At 63.7% G+C, this 16,535-nt stretch carries 13 protein-coding genes and 1 pseudogene; 11 read left to right on the top strand and 3 right to left on the bottom strand.

Annotated features, from left to right (window positions below; all coding sequences use genetic code 11):
* Together EV672_RS15745 and EV672_RS15740 are read left to right on the top strand one after the other, a co-directional pair.
* Positions 1-723, top strand: a pseudogene (locus EV672_RS15745) (hypothetical protein); the annotation flags it as partial.
* Positions 720-1,190 (top strand): hypothetical protein, encoded by a 471-nt coding sequence (locus EV672_RS15740; RefSeq protein ID WP_133610923.1) that lies wholly within the window; start codon positions 720-722, stop codon positions 1,188-1,190. The pseudogene EV672_RS15745 and the gene EV672_RS15740, both read left to right, overlap by 4 nt.
* Before the next feature lie 292 nt (positions 1,191-1,482).
* Here the strand turns inward: EV672_RS15740 and EV672_RS15735 are convergent, their stop codons facing one another.
* The 3 genes from EV672_RS15735 to ssb all read right to left on the bottom strand — a co-directional run bounded on the left by EV672_RS15735 (position 1,483) and on the right by ssb (position 7,099).
* Positions 1,483-2,853 (bottom strand): hypothetical protein, encoded by a 1,371-nt coding sequence (locus EV672_RS15735; protein WP_133610921.1) that lies wholly within the window; start codon positions 2,851-2,853, stop codon positions 1,483-1,485.
* 283 nt (positions 2,854-3,136) lie between these two features.
* Complete coding sequence (locus EV672_RS15730) at positions 3,137-6,115, bottom strand: TrlF family AAA-like ATPase (protein ID WP_133610919.1); 2,979 nt, start codon at positions 6,113-6,115, stop codon at positions 3,137-3,139.
* Between the two features lie 456 nt (positions 6,116-6,571).
* Entirely contained in the window at positions 6,572-7,099 is a 528-nt protein-coding gene (gene ssb, locus EV672_RS15725; RefSeq protein WP_133610917.1) for a single-stranded DNA-binding protein, read from the bottom strand.
* Positions 7,100-7,492: 393 nt separating this feature from the next.
* Between ssb and EV672_RS15720 the strand changes: the two genes are divergently transcribed.
* Genes EV672_RS15720 through EV672_RS15680 form a run of 9 tightly spaced genes read left to right on the top strand, consistent with a single transcriptional unit; the run spans position 7,493 to position 16,492 of the window.
* A complete protein-coding gene (locus EV672_RS15720) occupies positions 7,493-8,617 on the top strand; it encodes a methyl-accepting chemotaxis protein (protein ID WP_166643609.1) in 1,125 nt (374 codons plus the stop codon).
* A gap of 30 nt (positions 8,618-8,647) precedes the next feature.
* Positions 8,648-9,016: a response regulator gene (locus EV672_RS15715; RefSeq protein ID WP_133610913.1), complete on the top strand. Its 369-nt coding sequence runs from the start codon at positions 8,648-8,650 to the stop codon at positions 9,014-9,016.
* Between the two features lie 11 nt (positions 9,017-9,027).
* Positions 9,028-9,348 (top strand): STAS domain-containing protein, encoded by a 321-nt coding sequence (locus EV672_RS15710; RefSeq protein ID WP_133610911.1) that lies wholly within the window; start codon positions 9,028-9,030, stop codon positions 9,346-9,348.
* Positions 9,349-9,378: 30 nt separating this feature from the next.
* Positions 9,379-11,514: a chemotaxis protein CheA gene (locus EV672_RS15705; protein WP_133610910.1), complete on the top strand. Its 2,136-nt coding sequence runs from the start codon at positions 9,379-9,381 to the stop codon at positions 11,512-11,514.
* Positions 11,498-13,483, top strand: a complete 1,986-nt coding sequence (locus EV672_RS15700) for a methyl-accepting chemotaxis protein (RefSeq protein WP_243738724.1) — start codon at positions 11,498-11,500, stop codon at positions 13,481-13,483. The genes EV672_RS15705 and EV672_RS15700 overlap by 17 nt, the downstream gene beginning before the upstream one ends.
* An 11-nt stretch (positions 13,484-13,494) precedes the next feature.
* On the top strand, positions 13,495-14,022 hold the full coding sequence (locus EV672_RS15695; protein ID WP_133610906.1) for a chemotaxis protein CheW: 528 nt from the start codon (positions 13,495-13,497) through the stop codon (positions 14,020-14,022).
* A gap of 9 nt (positions 14,023-14,031) precedes the next feature.
* Positions 14,032-14,844: a CheR family methyltransferase gene (locus EV672_RS15690; RefSeq protein ID WP_133610904.1), complete on the top strand. Its 813-nt coding sequence runs from the start codon at positions 14,032-14,034 to the stop codon at positions 14,842-14,844.
* A 17-nt stretch (positions 14,845-14,861) separates the two neighbouring features.
* The gene (locus EV672_RS15685; protein ID WP_133610902.1) at positions 14,862-15,407 is read left to right on the top strand and encodes a chemotaxis protein CheD; all 546 of its coding nucleotides are present in this window, start codon (positions 14,862-14,864) and stop codon (positions 15,405-15,407) included.
* Positions 15,407-16,492 carry a protein-glutamate methylesterase/protein-glutamine glutaminase gene (locus EV672_RS15680; protein ID WP_133610900.1) on the top strand — a complete coding sequence of 362 codons (1,086 nt, stop codon included), beginning with the start codon at positions 15,407-15,409 and terminating at the stop codon, positions 16,490-16,492. Before EV672_RS15685 ends, EV672_RS15680 begins: the two co-directional genes overlap by 1 nt.
* The last annotated feature ends 43 nt before the right edge of the window (positions 16,493-16,535 follow it).

Here is a 16,535-nt window from a genome sequence, read left to right as displayed (position 1 = left end):
CGTTCAAATCCAGTGGTGCTCAGGCTCATCTGCTTCATGCTGATACTGTCTCACATTCAGGGCTGCATGCGAAGGTTTTGCAGACCTTCCCTAGGTCGTCTCAGTCAGCTGGACATCGCTGTCTGGTCGGGGAGATCCAAGGTGTCAGAGAACAATGTCTACGACCATGTTTCCGGTCGTGATGTGTTGGCGATGGTCAGAGCCGCAGTGGGTGAGCCCAGCCGGGCAAAAGGACCTCTTGCGCGTTTGAATGGCGTAAAGCTCCTGGAGCGTAGTGAGTTTGCAAGGCTCAAGGTTCCGACGGCCCACACGACAGACTTTGGCTATTGCATTCACGACTACTCGATGCTGCCTTGTCAGGCCCATCAAGATTGCTTGAACTGCGATGAGCACTTGTGTGTGAAGGGTGATCCTGAGAAGGAGGGGCGGCTCAATGATCTGATTCGAGAGACTAAGCAACTCCTGGCCAAGGCGGAAGCAGACCAAGGTTTGCAGTTCGCAGGGGCACATCGTTGGGTCGAGGCGCAGACGCGGACGTTAGCGAGAGCCGAAGAACTGAAGAGGATCATGGATGATCCCTTGGTTCCAGCAGGTGCAGTGATCAGCATCAACACGCCTGTTATGCCATCGCGTCTGACACAAGCGATTCACGACAGGCAGAAGCTCATTGCGCTTTCTCCCGCAGTGCATCCCGTGAAGGCTGGTCGGCGGAGGCGGGCATGACAAAGCAGCGCAGCAGGAACTTGTCCCCTGAGGATGTCGAGCTAATCGTTGGGCTGCTTGACGGATGGAGTGGCACTCTGACCTGGAGGGGGCTGATAGAAAGTGTGGAGCGGCGGCTGTACTTTTGCTACACCCGTCAGGCCTTGCATGCCCATCAGCGGATCCGAGATGCATTCGGGCTTTGCAAAGAGCGCCTGGCTCGGGGATCTCGAAGAAAAGGCGAGAAGCACATCTCTTCGGAGATGCGTCTGCTGATGGAGCGTCTTGCCAGGCGAGATGCGGAGGTGGAACGGCTGAAGGGAGAGAATCAGCGACTGATGGAGCAGTTCGTGGTCTGGCTGTACAACGCGCAGATCAGGGGCATCGGTCAAGCGGAGCTTGGTCGACCGTTGCCAAGGGTGGACAGGGGGCAGACCAAGGCCGAGCTGCGAGTCATCGGGAGCGGGCGACGAAGTCCTCGGGCGTGAGGTGAGAGCGCTGGGCGAACAAGCTGACTTGAGCCAGACTTTCCAGATGATCAGAAGGGTGCGATTGATACGTCCCCTTTGTTTGCTGTAATATTCGCACTGTCAGCCCTCAGAGGCACTTGGTATTTCTTCCCCTAGAGGGATTTGCAAAGGCCCAGCTCTGCTGGGTCTTTGCCTTTCTGCTTTTGCAACCGTGACAAGGCAATCGCTTGGGCTGGTTGCAGCAAAGGGGGCAGGGAATGGCACCTGTGTTGTAAATGTCCGTTCGGCAGAGAATGTTAGCGATTACAAATTACGTACTCAGGCTATTGGGTTTCTTCTTCAGGGTCTTCACGCCTGCTGCGTACCAACACAGTGATTGATTGGGCTGCGAAGGGGTAAATCGCTTCCATGGGGCAGTCTTGCACTCCCGAGGCTCGCCATCATCTTTCTCGCTCTGGCAGCCTCCTGAGAAAGGGCACGCAATCGCGCTATGGCTCAGGTCTTCAGTTGCATACGCTCCACCATCTGATCTCAGGTGCAACTGGCTGAAATGCAATGCGGACTGGAGCGATCCAAGATGTTGGATGGCTATGTCGCTAACAGCTGCTTTTCCAGGGCCAATCCAGTAAAGCGCTAACTCTTTGGCGGGCTTCTCTTGCAGGACCAGGCAATCAAGCATGGCGCCTACGCGACCCCTAAAATCTTCAGGCGTGGGGCTTCCCTCAAGGAACACGAGCTCAGGCGCCCATAGCCTCTCGCGCATCGCCACCCCAGCCTCGGCTAGCGCGATGTACTCGCGCATCGCATTCCATGTCACGTCTCCGGGAACGAGGTTCTCTTGCTGTTCTCGCAGGATGGCCATGACGGTTGCGGCTTCGTGGTGAAAGTTGGCTCTCACCGCGTCGAGTACCTGACTTACCGGACGGTCAGAGCTCTTTAGCGCGTTGCATATCGCCATGAGCCCATCCCCCGCGAAACTTGAGGCCAGTGCAGCGACACCGATGAGTATGAACTCGCGTGCATTTAGGTCGCGGCCGCTCCAAGAGCGAACTAGCACGCGGAATGCAAGATAGGGAAAGAAGTTGACTTGGTTATCCAATTCAACTTCTGGCGTGCCTGACAGCCAGCGCATTTCGCGCTCGACTTCATAGGCAACACCCTCCGTGATGAAACTCAACCCTACCGAAATGCTAGCGCTCTTTGTCTCGGCAATTGAACCAATTTGGTCTTGCCAGAATTGGGCTGTGACCGTCGGAATGCCGTCGCTAACAGTCACTGCGGGCGCGCCACATCTCCATTCGAATGCGCCATGAGGCAGCGGTGGGGTTGGGACGCTTGTTCCCAACTGCGCCAGCATGACCGCTGACACATCCTGGAAGGACATCTGGTCCATTTCACGCAACTTATTGAGGCCACCAAAGTAACCTTCTTCATCGGTGCCGCCCGCCAGAATTCGCAGCAAGATGAGATTTGTAGATAGATATGCCAGACCAGCAGTAGTGGACGCGTTATGAAGGAAATGCACGTACTCGTGAGCATGGAACGCGACTGCCACAGAAGGCGGCTGGTCAATGGCTGGATCGAGGTCGTAGAAACTTGACATCCTTATGTAGAACGCATTCTGCCGGTAGGCTCCCACGCGCCCGCTGCTTGGACTATCAAAATCCACCGTCTGCTCCATCTCATCCCCTCAAAGTCGCTTGTTGTTTGCTGTAGACCGAGCGTCGTATGCCCGCTCTTGGTGGACTCCGCCATTCACTTTAGACAACGCAGTGTTGCAGGTCGCATATCGCAGACTCCGAGCTTTGTGTGGCGTCTGTGCAGTGGTTGCGGTCATTCTTATCGCTGTAAGCCCAGGCCGAAGTGCAGTCGATTAGCACAGGACAGAACTTCACTTCCGATATGCCCGGCAACACGTCTCTGACCCGATGCGGCCACTGAAGAGGTAGTCACGTCGATCACGCTCAGACCGTAACTCGCAGCCGCTTGGCGCGTTCTTGGAAGGCCAGCTTGCCACCTTCCAGAATGGCGCATACCGCTTCGCGGATCGCCGGCTCTTCAAGACCTCCAGACTGGTAGGTCATGCAAGGCAGGCGACCGGGCTCATGGCTACCGCAACGTGCCACGATCACTTGGTCCGCATCGGTATTGACGACGAGATTGGCGTTGTGCGTGACGATGATGACCTGACGACGAAGCTTGGCCCGCTGGAACTCCACGACAAGTTCGTCGTAGATCGACTGGGGGTCAAGGTTTTCTTCGGGCTGGTCCACGATGAGCGGCCGATCGTCCTGGGCGTCCATCGCCAAGTAAACCAATAGCAGCACAATCCCGCGCGTGCCCGGAGACAGGCGCTCAATCGGCACACCGTCGAACTCAAGGCCGTAGCCAACCGAGATGTGCTCTGTGCCGAACAGCCATGCCGATACAGAGCGAGTCCACTCCTTAGGCTCGGCGTGCTCGGGGCGATGGACACGAAGATCCTTGCCATAAGTTGCCACGAACTGCAGCAGCGCGTCACCGGCGACCGCAGCGTCGCCGGACTTCCACGCTTCAAGCAGTGAAATCTCGGCCACCGCGCGCAGGCTTCCCTTGCCCTTGAAGGGCCCTGCCGCGCGCAAATCTAGCAATGCTTCGCCGGCCGCGCACCAAGCGGCCATGTCGACATGTCGTCGAACAGTGAATGCCAACTTAGACAGTGAACCTTGCGCCTGCGAAATCTGGGCTTTCAGCGGTTGGTAAAGCGCTGCCAGCGCGGCCTCTTCGTCCACGACGGCCTGGAACACACCGACGTACCCGTGACGACGCTGCTGTCGCAAGGCGCTGATCCTATCGTCCGCGCTATTGGCTTTGGCGATCTCGGCATCGATCTTGGCAAGCGCGATCTTCGTCGTGGCCACCCGATCACTGATCAGTTTGAAGCGCCGTGCATTCTGGATATCCAAGCCTACCAATTTGCGCAGGCGGCCGAGTTCTAGCTCGAGCAAGGTCAGCGGATGTTTGGAAAAATCGTCGCCTTCGGCAATCAGAGGTACGTTCGGTTCGTCTTGGGTCTCCAAAGTGGGCGACGCAGCGTCCCCCTCCAGAGTACGCAGCGTCCGGCGGGTTTCTTGCATGCGCTGAGAAAGGAGCGCGTCCACGTCGCCGGTGAAAACCAACCGGAATCTCTCCCAGTCCCCGGGTAGCAACTCAGCATCCTCTCGCTCCAACTGCAAGCTCTCAAGGATGCTCGGCAGTACCTGCTCCCTTAGATTTTTGACGTCAGCTGTCAGATGTTGCAAGGCCTCCAGCCGCACCTTTGTCTTGAGCACTTGCGCGCGTCTGGTGTCAACGGCCGCCGACACGACATCATGGCGCTTGACACGGGCTGCATCCCCTTTGGGCATCAGCGCCTTCATGTCGGCCTCATCCTTTTGGATAGCCTTCAACTTGTCGGCGCGTTCCTTCATCAGCGAGGTAAGACTATCCTTCTTGGCCTGCTCTGTGGCCAAGGTCTGCGATGCACGAGAGATTGCATCGACGTGTCGGCTGCGGCTCGTCCTCGCGCCTTCCAGACGGATTGCCAGCAGTTCTTCGAAAGAGGTCGCGTCTAACCGATCCGCTTCCGGGTGCGCGTCGAAAACGACGCGCTCGATTTCCCGGAGCAGGGGGTCTTCCAGGCCCTCGGCTGAGCACAACTGGTCCACGAACTGCTGTGAAAGGTATTGCACCTGCGGCGCGTCAACAAGATCCTCCGCTTCCACCCCAGAGAAAGAGTTCGAGGTCATGTCACCCGACTCCCAAAGCAACTGCGCTTCGGATTCCTTCAAATGGTCGGCGGCGCGGCGCAGAAAGGACCTTTCGCTAAGGTGTGCATAGACCGCGCAGCCTCCCATAGCGATGAAGTCAGCGAGTGCCGTCTTTCCTGATCCACGCGCTCCGATGATTGCAATTAGACCTGGGTTCAGTTCGATAGACGAGGGCGACATCCACGGCGCTTGGCTCACGGTGACCGAGCGGATAACATTGCTAGGCAGTGCGCCGCGTGGTGGTTCCTCACCGATGAAGGCGCGGCCTTCTGGATTCAGGCAGGCTTGGCGCAGGGTCTCAAAGCTCGAAGCGCCTTTGAGCCAGCAATACCTGTTCAGTGCCGGCTTGCCGATTTTTGAGTGCTCATGAGCATCCGAGCCGTGAAGGCAGGGTTTGACCCCGCCCCATTTGGAATTCAGCTCGGCCAGTGAAACGGCACCTTTCCCTTGGTAGAAGGCCGCTTGTTTTGGGTTGCCGCTGAAGATGATGTGGGCGAAACCCTCGATGTTCGTGCGCGTCGCGGCAAATGACGATGATTCGTCACGCAACCCTGAGGTGCCATCGCGTTCTCCGACTGCGACTGCGACTAGACAATTGCTGCGGAGCCAGTCGTTCGTCTCCCAAGTCTGGCGTAAGTCTTCGAAATCGATCTTGAACTGATTGACCCCTGCCGTCAGCGCTGCGCCGTCGTCGACGATGAACGGATCATGCGCACGCCCAAGGCGGATCAGTTCCGACCTCTCGCAACGGAACTCATCGCGCTGGTAGCGGAACTTGAACCCGGCCATCAAGCGTCGAATACGGTTCAGATGGTCGGATGCATCCGGCGAGAACAAGAGATGGGCATTGACAGCGGAGTTGCTGGACGTACCAATCGACAGCCGAATCTCGATGTTTGGAAACAGCAAATCAACGCCTGGTAGTCGACCAGCGGCCTTCACGGCAAGAGCTGTTTCGTAGGTGTCGATCAGGAAGTAATCGGTGATGCCCAACACCTTGAGCGTTGGGGTTTGCTTGTTGACCCGATCACAAAATTCGCCCCACGGATCGTTACCCGAGAACTGATCGTTCATCGCAGTCCCTGGAGCATGGATATGCGGATCCCAGCGTTGCCAAAGCGAGCCGCAGATTCGGTCCAATTGGACGTCTTTCATATTCTGTTCCTATTCCCTTGGCGTAAGTCTAATGTGACCCGCTTGGCACATTTCGCTGGAATCAGCTCTGTCGTCGGCGGATTACGCCCGGTGTTTGCCGCCGAGCCCAAGGGCTGGCGTACCTGTATTGCTGGCCCAGGTGAGGCTCGGCCATCCGATGCGTCGACGGAAGATGGCGATTCACGATTCAGGGGCGGCTACCAGCACGGATGCGGATGCACATAGCAAATGTCGGTGAACTTCTGCTCGGGGCTAAGGGGATTCCATCCGACGCCGCAGCCTTGGCCTGTGGGCGCTGTCATGTTAATGCTGCGTATGTAGGAGTGTTTACAAGTCTTGAAAAGTAGCTTGTAGCCCGGAGACCACCCTAAACCCCAAGAGCCACGTCAATAAGAAAAAAGCCCCAAGTGACAAGCACTTAGGGCCTTTCGTTTACCATTTAGGCAAAGGTGAATCCTAGAACGGGATGTCGTCGTCCATGTCGTCGAAGCCCGTGGCGGACTTCGGCGCGGGGGCGGGCGCTGGGCGCGACGCAGCCGCAGGGCGTGCCGCCGGACGGCTGGCCGGTGCCGGGGCTTCCTGGTTGAAGTCGTCACCGCCGCCTTGCTGGCCGTAGCCACCACCGCCGCCGCCGCCCATGCCGCCACCTTCGCGGCCACCCAGCAGTTGCATCTGCTCGGCGACGATTTCGGTGGTGTAGTTGTCCTTGCCGTCCTTGTCCTGCCACTTGCGGGTCTTCAGGCGGCCTTCGACATAGACCGAGCGGCCCTTCTTCAGGTACTCGCCGGCGATTTCGGCCAGGCGGTCGTAGAACACCACACGGTGCCATTCGGTCTCTTCGACCTTGTCACCCGAATTTTTGTCCTTCCAGTTGCGCGTGGTGGCAATGGACACGTTGCAAACGGCGGCGCCGTTGGGCGTGTAGCGGACTTCGGGGTCGCGGCCCAGGTTGCCGATGAGGGTGACTTTGTTGACAGAGGCCATGGAGCGTTCCAGACAAGAGATGGTTGGTTGAAAAGGGTGCCGTTTGTTAGCGCCGCCATTATCGCGCGGCACCTTCCTTCTGCCATCCCCCAGGGCACACCCATGCGGGTGCACCCCGATGGGGCACCCTGGGCGGTCCCTCGAACTGTCGTGACATGTGCCACATATTTTGGTTTTGGTGGGGCGCGATCGTGGCCGATAGTGAAGAGGTGATGAAGAGGTACCGCCGCGGTGACGGTGCTTCAGTCAGAGTGGGGTTGTCAAAAGTGACCCCTTTCACCGCAGGACCAGTGTGACGCCGAGGAGCGCGTCCTGGCACTTGAATGCTCCTCACAAGGGGATGGAATGCGGTCAGACCGATGGACACACGCTCGCCAGAAGGCCGTGTGGTGCGTGGCAGCTGTTGCCTGGCTGGGGGCGATGTCCGCCTGGCTGGGACACTGGCCTGCGGCCATGGGCGTCAGCCTGGTGCTCTTGGGCCTCAGCGGCGCGGTGTTGGCCTGGGTGCCCGCGGCAAAAGGCGCAGGGCTTGCGAGCGCGGCCGATGCCAGCGCGGGCCAGGACGCGGCCGACTGCCTCTCGCAAGCCGCGGCCCTGTGGCTCACACACCTGCAGACGGCGCAAACACAGATGCGGGAAGCCACCGACGAGTTGCTCGCCGGTTTCTCCGACATCCTGGTCCAGCTGGACCAGATCGTGGCCAGCGGACCTCAGGCGCACGAGCAGGAAGCCTCTCGCACCGAGGTGCTCACGCGCTGTGAAGCCGATCTCAATGGTTTGATGCAGAACTTCTCCGCTTTCGTGCAGTCGCGCGAGCAGATCCTGGGCTCGGTGCAAGGGCTGGCGCAGCGCTCCGGTGGCTTGCAGGACATGGCCGAGGAAGTGGCCAAGCTGGCCCGTCAGACCAACCTGCTGTCCATCAATGCGGCCATCGAGGCTGCCCGCGCCGGCGAAAGCGGTCGGGGCTTCGCGGTGGTGGCCGCCGAGGTGCGCCGCCTCTCTGGCGAGTCGGGGAGCACCGGCCGGCGCATCGGCCAGCAGATCGACGAGCTCCGCACGCAGATGGGCGATGCCCTGGACTGCGCGCGCACCCAGGCCGAGGCCGATGGCCAGGTCATCGACGCATCGGGCGCCACCATCCAGAACGTCATCCATGACGTGGAGGACGTGGTCAAGCAACTGCACCAGCGCGCGACCGCGCTCGGCGCCCACGGCGAGTCGGTGCGTCAGCAGGTCGAGCAGATGATGATGGCCTTCCAGTTCCAGGACCGCGTCCAGCAGATCATGGAGCAGGTCAACCGCTCCATCGAGCAGGCGGTGCAGCAGGTCGATGGTGCCTTGCGGCAGGGCCAGCGCCTGGACCGCGAGCGCTGGCAGCAACTGCTGCAGGCCGGCTACACCACCGAAGAGCAACGTGCGGCGCATGGCCAAGGCGTCAGCCGCGGTGCCACCGCGGGCAGCGCACAGACCGCATCCACCTCCGCGGCGCCCCAGGCGTCCGAACTCACCTTTTTCTGACCTGGCACGGGCACACCCGAGGAGCATGCCGTGAGCAAAACCATCCTGATCGTCGATGACTCCAGTTCGCTGCGCACCGTGGTGAAGCTGGCGCTGACGCGCGCGGGCTATGACGTGCTGGAAGCGGGCGATGGCGAAGAGGCCTTGACCCGGCTCGATGGCCGCAAGATCCACCTCATCGTCAGCGACGTGAACATGCCGCGCATGGATGGCATCACCTTCCTCACCAAGGTCAAGGCCCACCCCAGCTACAAGTTCACGCCCGTGGTGATGCTGACCACGGAAGGCCAGGACGCCACCAAGGAGCGCGGACGCGCCGCCGGTGCCAAGGCCTGGATCGTCAAGCCCTTCAACCCGCCGGTGCTGCTGGACGCTGTGTCCAAGCTGGTGCTGGCCTGACGAGACCGACCATGACCGATGCCGCGACCCCTGCGACCACCGACGCCATGCCCCGCGCCTTGCCGGCCGAGTTGAGCATCTACAGCGCGGCCGACACCCACGCCCACATGCTGCGCTGGCTCGATGCCGACCGCGACACCCGCGTCTGGCCGGTGCAGGCCGGCGATGTGGCCCAGGCCGATGCCGCCGGGGTGCAGCTGCTGCTGTCGCTGTCTCACAGCCTGCATGCCCGCGGTCAGCAACTGCACCTGGTGGCCGCCAGCGATGCCCTCCAGCAGGCCTGCCGCCGGCTGGGCCTGAGCCAGCGCTTGAGCCAGTGGCTCGACGCCTGAGCCCCACGACATCCGCACCCGGAGCGACCCATGGCCCATCCGCATGACGACACCGACCAGAGCTTCATCGCCGAGGCCCTGCCCGCCTTCATCAGCGAGGCCCAGGAGCAGATCGAGCAGGTCGAGCAGCTGCTGCTGCAGCTGGAAGATGCGCCCGATGACGCCGAGTTGCTCAACGCGCTGTTCCGCTGCGCGCACACCGTCAAGGGCTCGGCGGGCGTGTTCGGCCTGGACGCGGTGGTGGCGTTCACGCACCACGTCGAGTCCCTGCTCGATGGGCTGCGCGAGGGTCGCCAGCACCTGACACCGGCCATGAGCACGCTGCTGCTGAAGTGCAATGACCAGATCCGCTTGCTGGTGGACGCCGCCAGCGACCTCGCCTGCGACGTGTCGTCGTCCGAGGGCTTGCGACAGCAGCTGGTGGCCGAGCTGCAGCGATGGACCGATGGCGACGCGCCCATGCCCAGCACCGGCGCGAGCGATGCCCCGGCACAGGAAGCCTCACAGGTCCAGCCCTGGCACATCGGTGTGCGCTTCGGGCGCGACACTTTCCGCAATGGCATGGACCCCCTGGCCATCCTGAACTACCTGCGCGGCCTGGGTGAGCTGGACGACGTGGTGCTCGACGAGTCCGCGGTGCCGGCCCTGGAACAGCTGGAGCCCGAGTCCTGCCACCTGGACCTCGGCTTCACCCTGCTGACCGACACGGCGCAAGCCGGCATCGAAGACGCCTTCAGCTTTGTGCGCGAGGACTGCGAGCTGAGCATCACGCCGCCCGCCGCTGCGCCAGGCGCAGCAAGCGACCCCGTGGCCCCGGCGCCGGTTGACGCCACGCCGGCCGCGGCGACAGCGTCAACGACCGTGGCAGCGCCCCCGGCCGACGCACGCAAACCCAAGACCCGCGATGGCGCCGAAGACGGCCGTTTCATCCGCGTGCAGGCCGATCGCCTCGACGCCGTCATCAACCTGCTGGGCGAGCTGGTCGTGGCCAGCGCGGGCGCGTCGATGCTGGCGCGAGAGACACGCCAGGGTGCGCTCATCGAGGCCAACGGCCACATGGAGCGCCTGATCGAAGAGATCCGCAACGGCACGCTGCAATTGCGCATGGTGCCGATCGGCGAGACCTTCAGCCGCTTCCGCCGCGTGGTGCGCGATGTGGCCGCCGACTTGCACAAGGACGTCGTGCTGGAGATCCAGGGCGGCGAGACCGAGCTGGACAAATCCATGGTCGAGCGCATCGCCGACCCGCTCATGCACCTGGTGCGCAACGCGCTGGACCACGGCCTGGAAACGCCCGAGGAGCGCACCGCTGCGGGCAAGCAGGCGCAAGGCCAGCTCACGCTGAGCGCCTGCCATGAGTCGGGCCACGTGCTCATCCGCATCCGTGACGATGGCCGCGGCATCTCGCGCCAGCGGGTGCTGCAAAAAGCCTGGGACCGCGGCCTGGTCGAGCCCGGCGTCACGCCACCCGATGCCGACATCCTCAAGCTCATCTTCGAACCGGGCTTTTCCACCGCCGAGCACATCACCAACCTGTCGGGCCGCGGTGTGGGCATGGACGTGGTGCGCCAGAACATCGAGGCCTTGCGGGGCCGCGTGCAGATCGCCAGCGAGCCCGGCGAAGGCACGGACATCGACATCCGCCTGCCCCTGACGCTGGCCATCATCGATGGCTTCCTGATCGGGGTGGGCGACTCGCGCTTCATCTTCCCGCTGGAGTCGGTGGTCGAGGTCATCCAGGGCGATGGCCTGGGCCAGTCCATCCAGGCCGATGGCCGCTGCTGCATGGAGCTGCGTGGGCAGGTGCTGCCCGTCATGTCGCTCAGCGAGGTCTATGGCCTCGACTGCGCCCCGGCCGCGCGGCCCAGCGTGGTGGTCATCCAATCGGCTGGTCGCCAGTACGGCGTGCTGGTCGATGTGCTGATGGGCCACTACCAGACCGTGATCAAACCCCTCAGCCGCATGTTCCGCTCCCTGCGCGGCATCAGCGGCTCGTCCATCCTCGGCAACGGCGATGTGGCGCTCATTTTCGATGTCCATGCGCTTGGCGATCTGGCTGCCGCCGAGCGGATGCGCCGACCCACCCGGTCGGTCAGCAGCCCTCAACTTCCCTTGCACAGTCGTGCCACCCCGGACGAAGGAGCCTCCCATGGCCTACACAGCTGAAACACCGAACCTGCCCGACAAGGCCCTGATGGCGGCAGCCGCTTGCATGGCCGCCCTGGTCGTCACACCCTTCCTGGAGCACGGACCTGCCGCCCTGTCGATTGGCCTGGCGGCCGCGGGCCTGGCCTGTGCCGGCTGGGGGGTGGTGAGGCAGCGCGCGGCGCATGCCGAGGTGCAGCAAGAGGCGACCAGCGCCCACCGAGCCCTCGAAGAACTGGAAGACCGGCTGGACGCGATGAGCCGAGAGCACGAGCAGGGCTGGATCGGCAAGACCATCGATGTGTCCGCGCTGCCTTCGGCCAGTGCCGGCATTGGCGACAAGATCAACCAGCTGGTGGCCGCCCACATCGCCGTGAAGATGCAGGTGGTGGACACGATCAAGGCCTATGGCGAGGGCCGCTTCGACGTGAAGATGGCGCGCCTGCCAGGCCAGAAGGCCGTGATCACCGAGGCGATGGACAGCGTCTGCGCCAGCTTGTCAGCGGTGGTGCTGGAGAGCGAGCGCAACGCGCGCATCCGCACGGCGCTGGAGGTGGTGACCAGCAACGTGATGATCGCCGATGCCGACCAGAACATCGTCTTCATGAACAAGGCGGTGGAGCAGATGCTCAGCAACGCCGAAGCCGACCTGCGCAAGGCCCTGCCGCAGTTCGATGTGCGCAAGGTGCTGGGCTCCAACATCGACATCTTCCACAAGAACCCGGCGCACCAGCGCAACATGCTGGCGGGCCTGCGTGACACCCACCGCGCCCAGATCAAGGTGGCGGGCCGGACCTTCGCGCTGGTGGCCACGCCGGTCATCGATGCGCAGGGCGTGCGCACCGGCACGGTGGTGGAGTGGGGCGACCGCACGCAAGAGGTGGCGACCGAAGAGGAGATCGCCAACGCGGTGGCCGCAGCGGCCAACGGTGACTTCTCCCAGCGCGTGTCGGTGCAGGACAAGGCGGGCTTCTTCGCTTCGCTGGGCAGTGGCGTCAACCAGATCATGGAGACCAGCGAGCGCGGCCTCAGCGACGTGGCCGACCTGCTGACGGCCTTTGCCAGCGGCGACCTGAGCCACCGCATCCAGCGCGACTACGCTGGCCTGTTCCACAAGGTCAAGGAAGCGGGCAACGAAACGGGCGACCAGCTCACCCGCGTGCTGGGCGAGGTGCGCTCGGCCGCTGCAGCCCTCACGGGCGCGGCCAGCCAGGTCAGTGCGACGGCCCAGTCGCTGTCGCAGGCGGCTTCCGAGCAGGCCGCGTCGGTCGAGCAGACCACCGACTCCATCGACCTGATGTCGGCGTCCATCTCGCAAAACAGCGACAACGCCAAGGTCACCGACGGCATGGCCACCAAGGCCTCACGCGAGGCGGGCGATGGCGGTTCTGCCGTGAGCCAGACCGTGACCGCGATGAAGCAGATCGCCGCCAAGATCAGCATCGTCGATGACATCGCCTACCAGACCAACCTGCTGGCCCTGAACGCCGCCATCGAGGCCGCGCGTGCAGGCGAGCACGGCAAGGGCTTCGCGGTGGTGGCCGCGGAGGTCCGCAAGCTGGCCGAGCGCAGCCAGACCGCCGCGCAGGAAATCGGTGAGCTCGCGGCCAACAGCGTCTCCACGGCCGAGCGCGCGGGCAAGTTGCTCGACGAGATCGTGCCCTCCATCCAGCGCACCTCGGAGCTGGTGCAGGAAATCTCCGCGGCCTCGGCCGAGCAGAGCCAGTCGGTGGGCCACATCGGTGAGGCCATGACGCAGCTCAACAAGGCCACGCAGCAAAACGCATCGGCGTCGGAAGAGCTGGCGGCCACCTCGGAAGAGTTGTCCGGTCAGGCCGAACAGCTGCAACAGTCGATCGCCTTCTTCAACATCGACGGTGCCAGCGGGGCAGAAGCGGCCGATGCGGTTCGTCGCCAGGCGAACATGGCCGCGCGGGGCAGTGCCTCGGGCATCGCCAAGGTGGCGGGCAGCAGCTTCCGTCCCTTCTGAAGGAGCGCAACATGGCCGCCATCTCCCACCTCCGCGGCGAGGCCTCGGACACCCCCGACACCTCGCAGTACCTGACCTTCATGCTGGGCAGCGATGTCTTTGCGATGGACATCCGCACGGTGCGCGAAATCATCCAGTACGGCACCATGACGACGGTACCGCTGATGCCCACCTTCGTGCGCGGGGTCATCAACCTGCGCGGGGCCGTGGTGCCTGTGATCGACCTGCAGGCACGTTTTGGCCACCCGCCCGCGTCGGTGGGGCGGCGCACCTGCATCGTGGTGTTCGACGCCGTGCGCCATGGCGAGCGCCTGGAGTTGGGCTTGCTGGTCGATGCGGTCAGCGAGGTGGTGGACATCCCGGCCAGCCAGATCGAGCCGGCGCCCAGCTTTGGCACCTCGGTGCGGCGCGACTTCATCCACGGCATGGCCAAGGCCGCCGAGGGGCGCTTCATCGTGGTGCTGGCGCCTGACAAGGCCCTGGACGTCGATGAGATGGCCGCGTTGTGCGAGGTGTCGCAAGACGCCTTGGCCGCCTGAGGACACGCCATGGCCGAGCTGGCACTGTCTGACCAGGTTTTCACGCGCATCCGCGGCCTGATGCACGAGAGCATCGGCCTAGACCTCGCGCCGCACAAGCGCACCCTGGTCAGTGCCCGCCTGGGCCCGCGCATCCAGCGCCTGGGTTTGAGCGATTTCGACGACTACCTGGCCCGCGTCTGCAGCGACAGCGACGGCGGCGAGTTCCAGATGATGGTGGACTTGCTGACCACCCACGAAACCTATTTCTTCCGCGAGCCCAAGCACTTCGATGTGATGGTTTCCGAGTTGCAAGCGCGCCGACCGTCAGGGGTGCGCGTGTGGAGCGCGGCCTCGTCTTTCGGTGACGAGGCTTACACCATCGCCATGCTGCTGTCGGAGCTGGCGGCCAAGCGCACCATCGGTGCGGAGTGGTCGGTGCTGGGCACGGACATCAGCGACCGGGTGCTGCACTCGGCCAAAGAAGGCATCTACCCGGCCGAGCGCTTGCGCCACGTCACCGAGCCACGCCTCAAACGTTTCTGCCTGCAGGGCCATGGCGAGGCCGAAGGCTTGGTGGCGATGCGCCCGGAGCTCAAATCGCGCGTGTCTTTCGGCCACCTGAACCTGTGCCACTCGGTGGAGGGCGTGGGCCTGTTCGACATCGTGTTCCTGCGCAATGTGCTGATCTACTTCGACGGCCCGACCAAGTCGGAAGTGGTGGACCGCGTGCTCGGCCAGCTCAAGCCGGGCGGCCTGTTTTTCATCGGCTCGGCAGAAGGGCGCGTGCCCTGCAGCGCCAGCCTCCAATCGCTCATCCCTGGGGCCTTCCGCAAGGTTTGAGGCCACCGATCACGTCCATGAAGTCCGCCACCTTGTCACGCGACCGCCTCTGTGCCCAGCCCGATGCCGCCTTCACCGCGGCATCTGCCCTGCCGACCCTGGTCATCCACCCGGGCGATGTGGTTTGCGTCAACGAAGGCACAGCGGTACAGACCTTGTTGGGCTCCTGCGTGGCCATTTGCATGGTCGATGCGGGACACACCGTGGGCGCCATGTGCCACTACGTCCATTGCGCCAGCCCGCGGCCCGGGCACGACAAGGATGCGACCTTTGCCGAAGTGGCCATGCAGCGCATGTTCGCCGAGTTGCGCTCGCGCGGTGTGGACCCGCTGGCCTGCGAGGCCTACGTCTGTGGCGGTGGCGCGATGCGGCTGCAGGGGCTGGAGGGCGCGCCTTCCGTGGGCTCCCGCAACGTGGCCTGGGCCCGCCAGTTTTTGGCAGCGCAGGGTGTGCTGACCCACGAGGTGTCGGTGGGCGGCGGGGCGTGTTACCGCAAGGTTCACTGGCGCGTGGGGCAGGGCGCACCGGTGGTGCGTGTGCTGCCCATCGAGGGGCAGGGCTGATGGCCGTCAAAGTCTATGTGGTCGATGACTCGGCCGTGGTGCGCCAGGCCATCCAGCACCTGCTGCAGGACGAACGCGACATCGAACTCATCGGCAGCGCGCCCAACGCCATGCTGGCCGCCGTGGCCATCCGCAAGCGCCGCCCAGACGTCTTGCTGCTCGACATCGAGATGCCCGGCATGGACGGCCTGACCTTCCTGCGCCAGATCATGGACGAGGACCCCATCCCCACCGTGATCTGCTCGACCCTGTCCACCTCGGGCAGCCAGGTTGCCCTGGAGGCGCTGGCCTCGGGCGCGGTGGCGGTGATGGCCAAGCCGCGCATGGGCCTCAAACAGTTCCTGGACGAGTCCCGCCTGGAGGTCGTGCAAACGCTCAAGGCCGCCGCGGCCAGCCGACCGCGTGCGGGTGCGAAGCCGCCTGCAGGCGGTGCGGCCAGTGCGGCCAGCGCAGCGCCCGCCAAGCCCCGGCCGGCACCCACCCAGGCCGTGGCCGGCGTCCATGCGCTGTCGGTCAACAAGCCCGTGGTCATGGGCGCATCGACGGGCGGCACCCAGGCGCTGGAGGCCGTCCTCACCCGCTTGCCGGTGGACTGCCCGGGCATCGCCATCGTGCAGCACATGCCCGAGAACTTCACGCGGATGTACGCGGAGCGCCTCAACAACCTGTGCGCCATGGAAGTGCGCGAGGCCCGCAGCGGCGACCGCCTGCAACGCGGCACGGTGCTGATCGCGCCGGGCGGCAAGCACATGCAGCTGACCAAATCGGTGGGCCAGTACTTCGTCAAGGTGCTGGACGGCCCGCCCGTCAACCGCCACAAGCCCTCGGTGGACGTGCTGTTCCGCTCGGCCGCTGAGGTGGCGGGCAAGGACGTGATGGGCATCATCCTCACGGGCATGGGCGATGACGGCGCGCGCGGCATGAAGGCCATGCACGATGGCGGCGCCCGCACCGTGGCGCAAGACGAGGCCAGTTGCGTGGTGTTCGGCATGCCCATGGAAGCCATCAAGCTGGGCGGCGTTGACGACGTGCGGCCGCTCTCCGGCATGGCCGACGCCATCCTGCGCTTCGACGCGCGGGCCTGAGCCTGAGCCTGGGCTGGCGCTGGCGCTGGCGCTGGGCCTACAC

It is taken from the genome of Aquabacterium commune (assembly GCF_004362855.1).
Lineage (GTDB): Bacteria > Pseudomonadota > Gammaproteobacteria > Burkholderiales > Burkholderiaceae_C > Aquabacterium > Aquabacterium commune.
This window is presented reverse-complemented; position numbering and strand designations above follow the sequence as displayed.

What these genes read in the sequence shown, in the direction of transcription:
- ssb (WP_133610917.1), bottom strand. Translation starts at nt 7,099, where the DNA reads ATGGCCTCTGTCAACAAAGTCACCCTCATCGGCAACCTGGGCCGCGAC.
- EV672_RS15735 (WP_133610921.1), bottom strand. Translation starts at nt 2,853, where the DNA reads ATGGAGCAGACGGTGGATTTTGATAGTCCAAGCAGCGGGCGCGTGGGA.
- EV672_RS15710 (WP_133610911.1), top strand. Translation starts at nt 9,028, where the DNA reads ATGACCGATGCCGCGACCCCTGCGACCACCGACGCCATGCCCCGCGCC.
- EV672_RS15730 (WP_133610919.1), bottom strand. Translation starts at nt 6,115, where the DNA reads ATGAAAGACGTCCAATTGGACCGAATCTGCGGCTCGCTTTGGCAACGC.
- EV672_RS15740 (WP_133610923.1), top strand. Translation starts at nt 720, where the DNA reads ATGACAAAGCAGCGCAGCAGGAACTTGTCCCCTGAGGATGTCGAGCTA.
- EV672_RS15685 (WP_133610902.1), top strand. Translation starts at nt 14,862, where the DNA reads ATGAAGTCCGCCACCTTGTCACGCGACCGCCTCTGTGCCCAGCCCGAT.
- EV672_RS15700 (WP_243738724.1), top strand. Translation starts at nt 11,498, where the DNA reads ATGGCCTACACAGCTGAAACACCGAACCTGCCCGACAAGGCCCTGATG.
- EV672_RS15690 (WP_133610904.1), top strand. Translation starts at nt 14,032, where the DNA reads ATGGCCGAGCTGGCACTGTCTGACCAGGTTTTCACGCGCATCCGCGGC.
- EV672_RS15680 (WP_133610900.1), top strand. Translation starts at nt 15,407, where the DNA reads ATGGCCGTCAAAGTCTATGTGGTCGATGACTCGGCCGTGGTGCGCCAG.
- EV672_RS15695 (WP_133610906.1), top strand. Translation starts at nt 13,495, where the DNA reads ATGGCCGCCATCTCCCACCTCCGCGGCGAGGCCTCGGACACCCCCGAC.
- EV672_RS15705 (WP_133610910.1), top strand. Translation starts at nt 9,379, where the DNA reads ATGGCCCATCCGCATGACGACACCGACCAGAGCTTCATCGCCGAGGCC.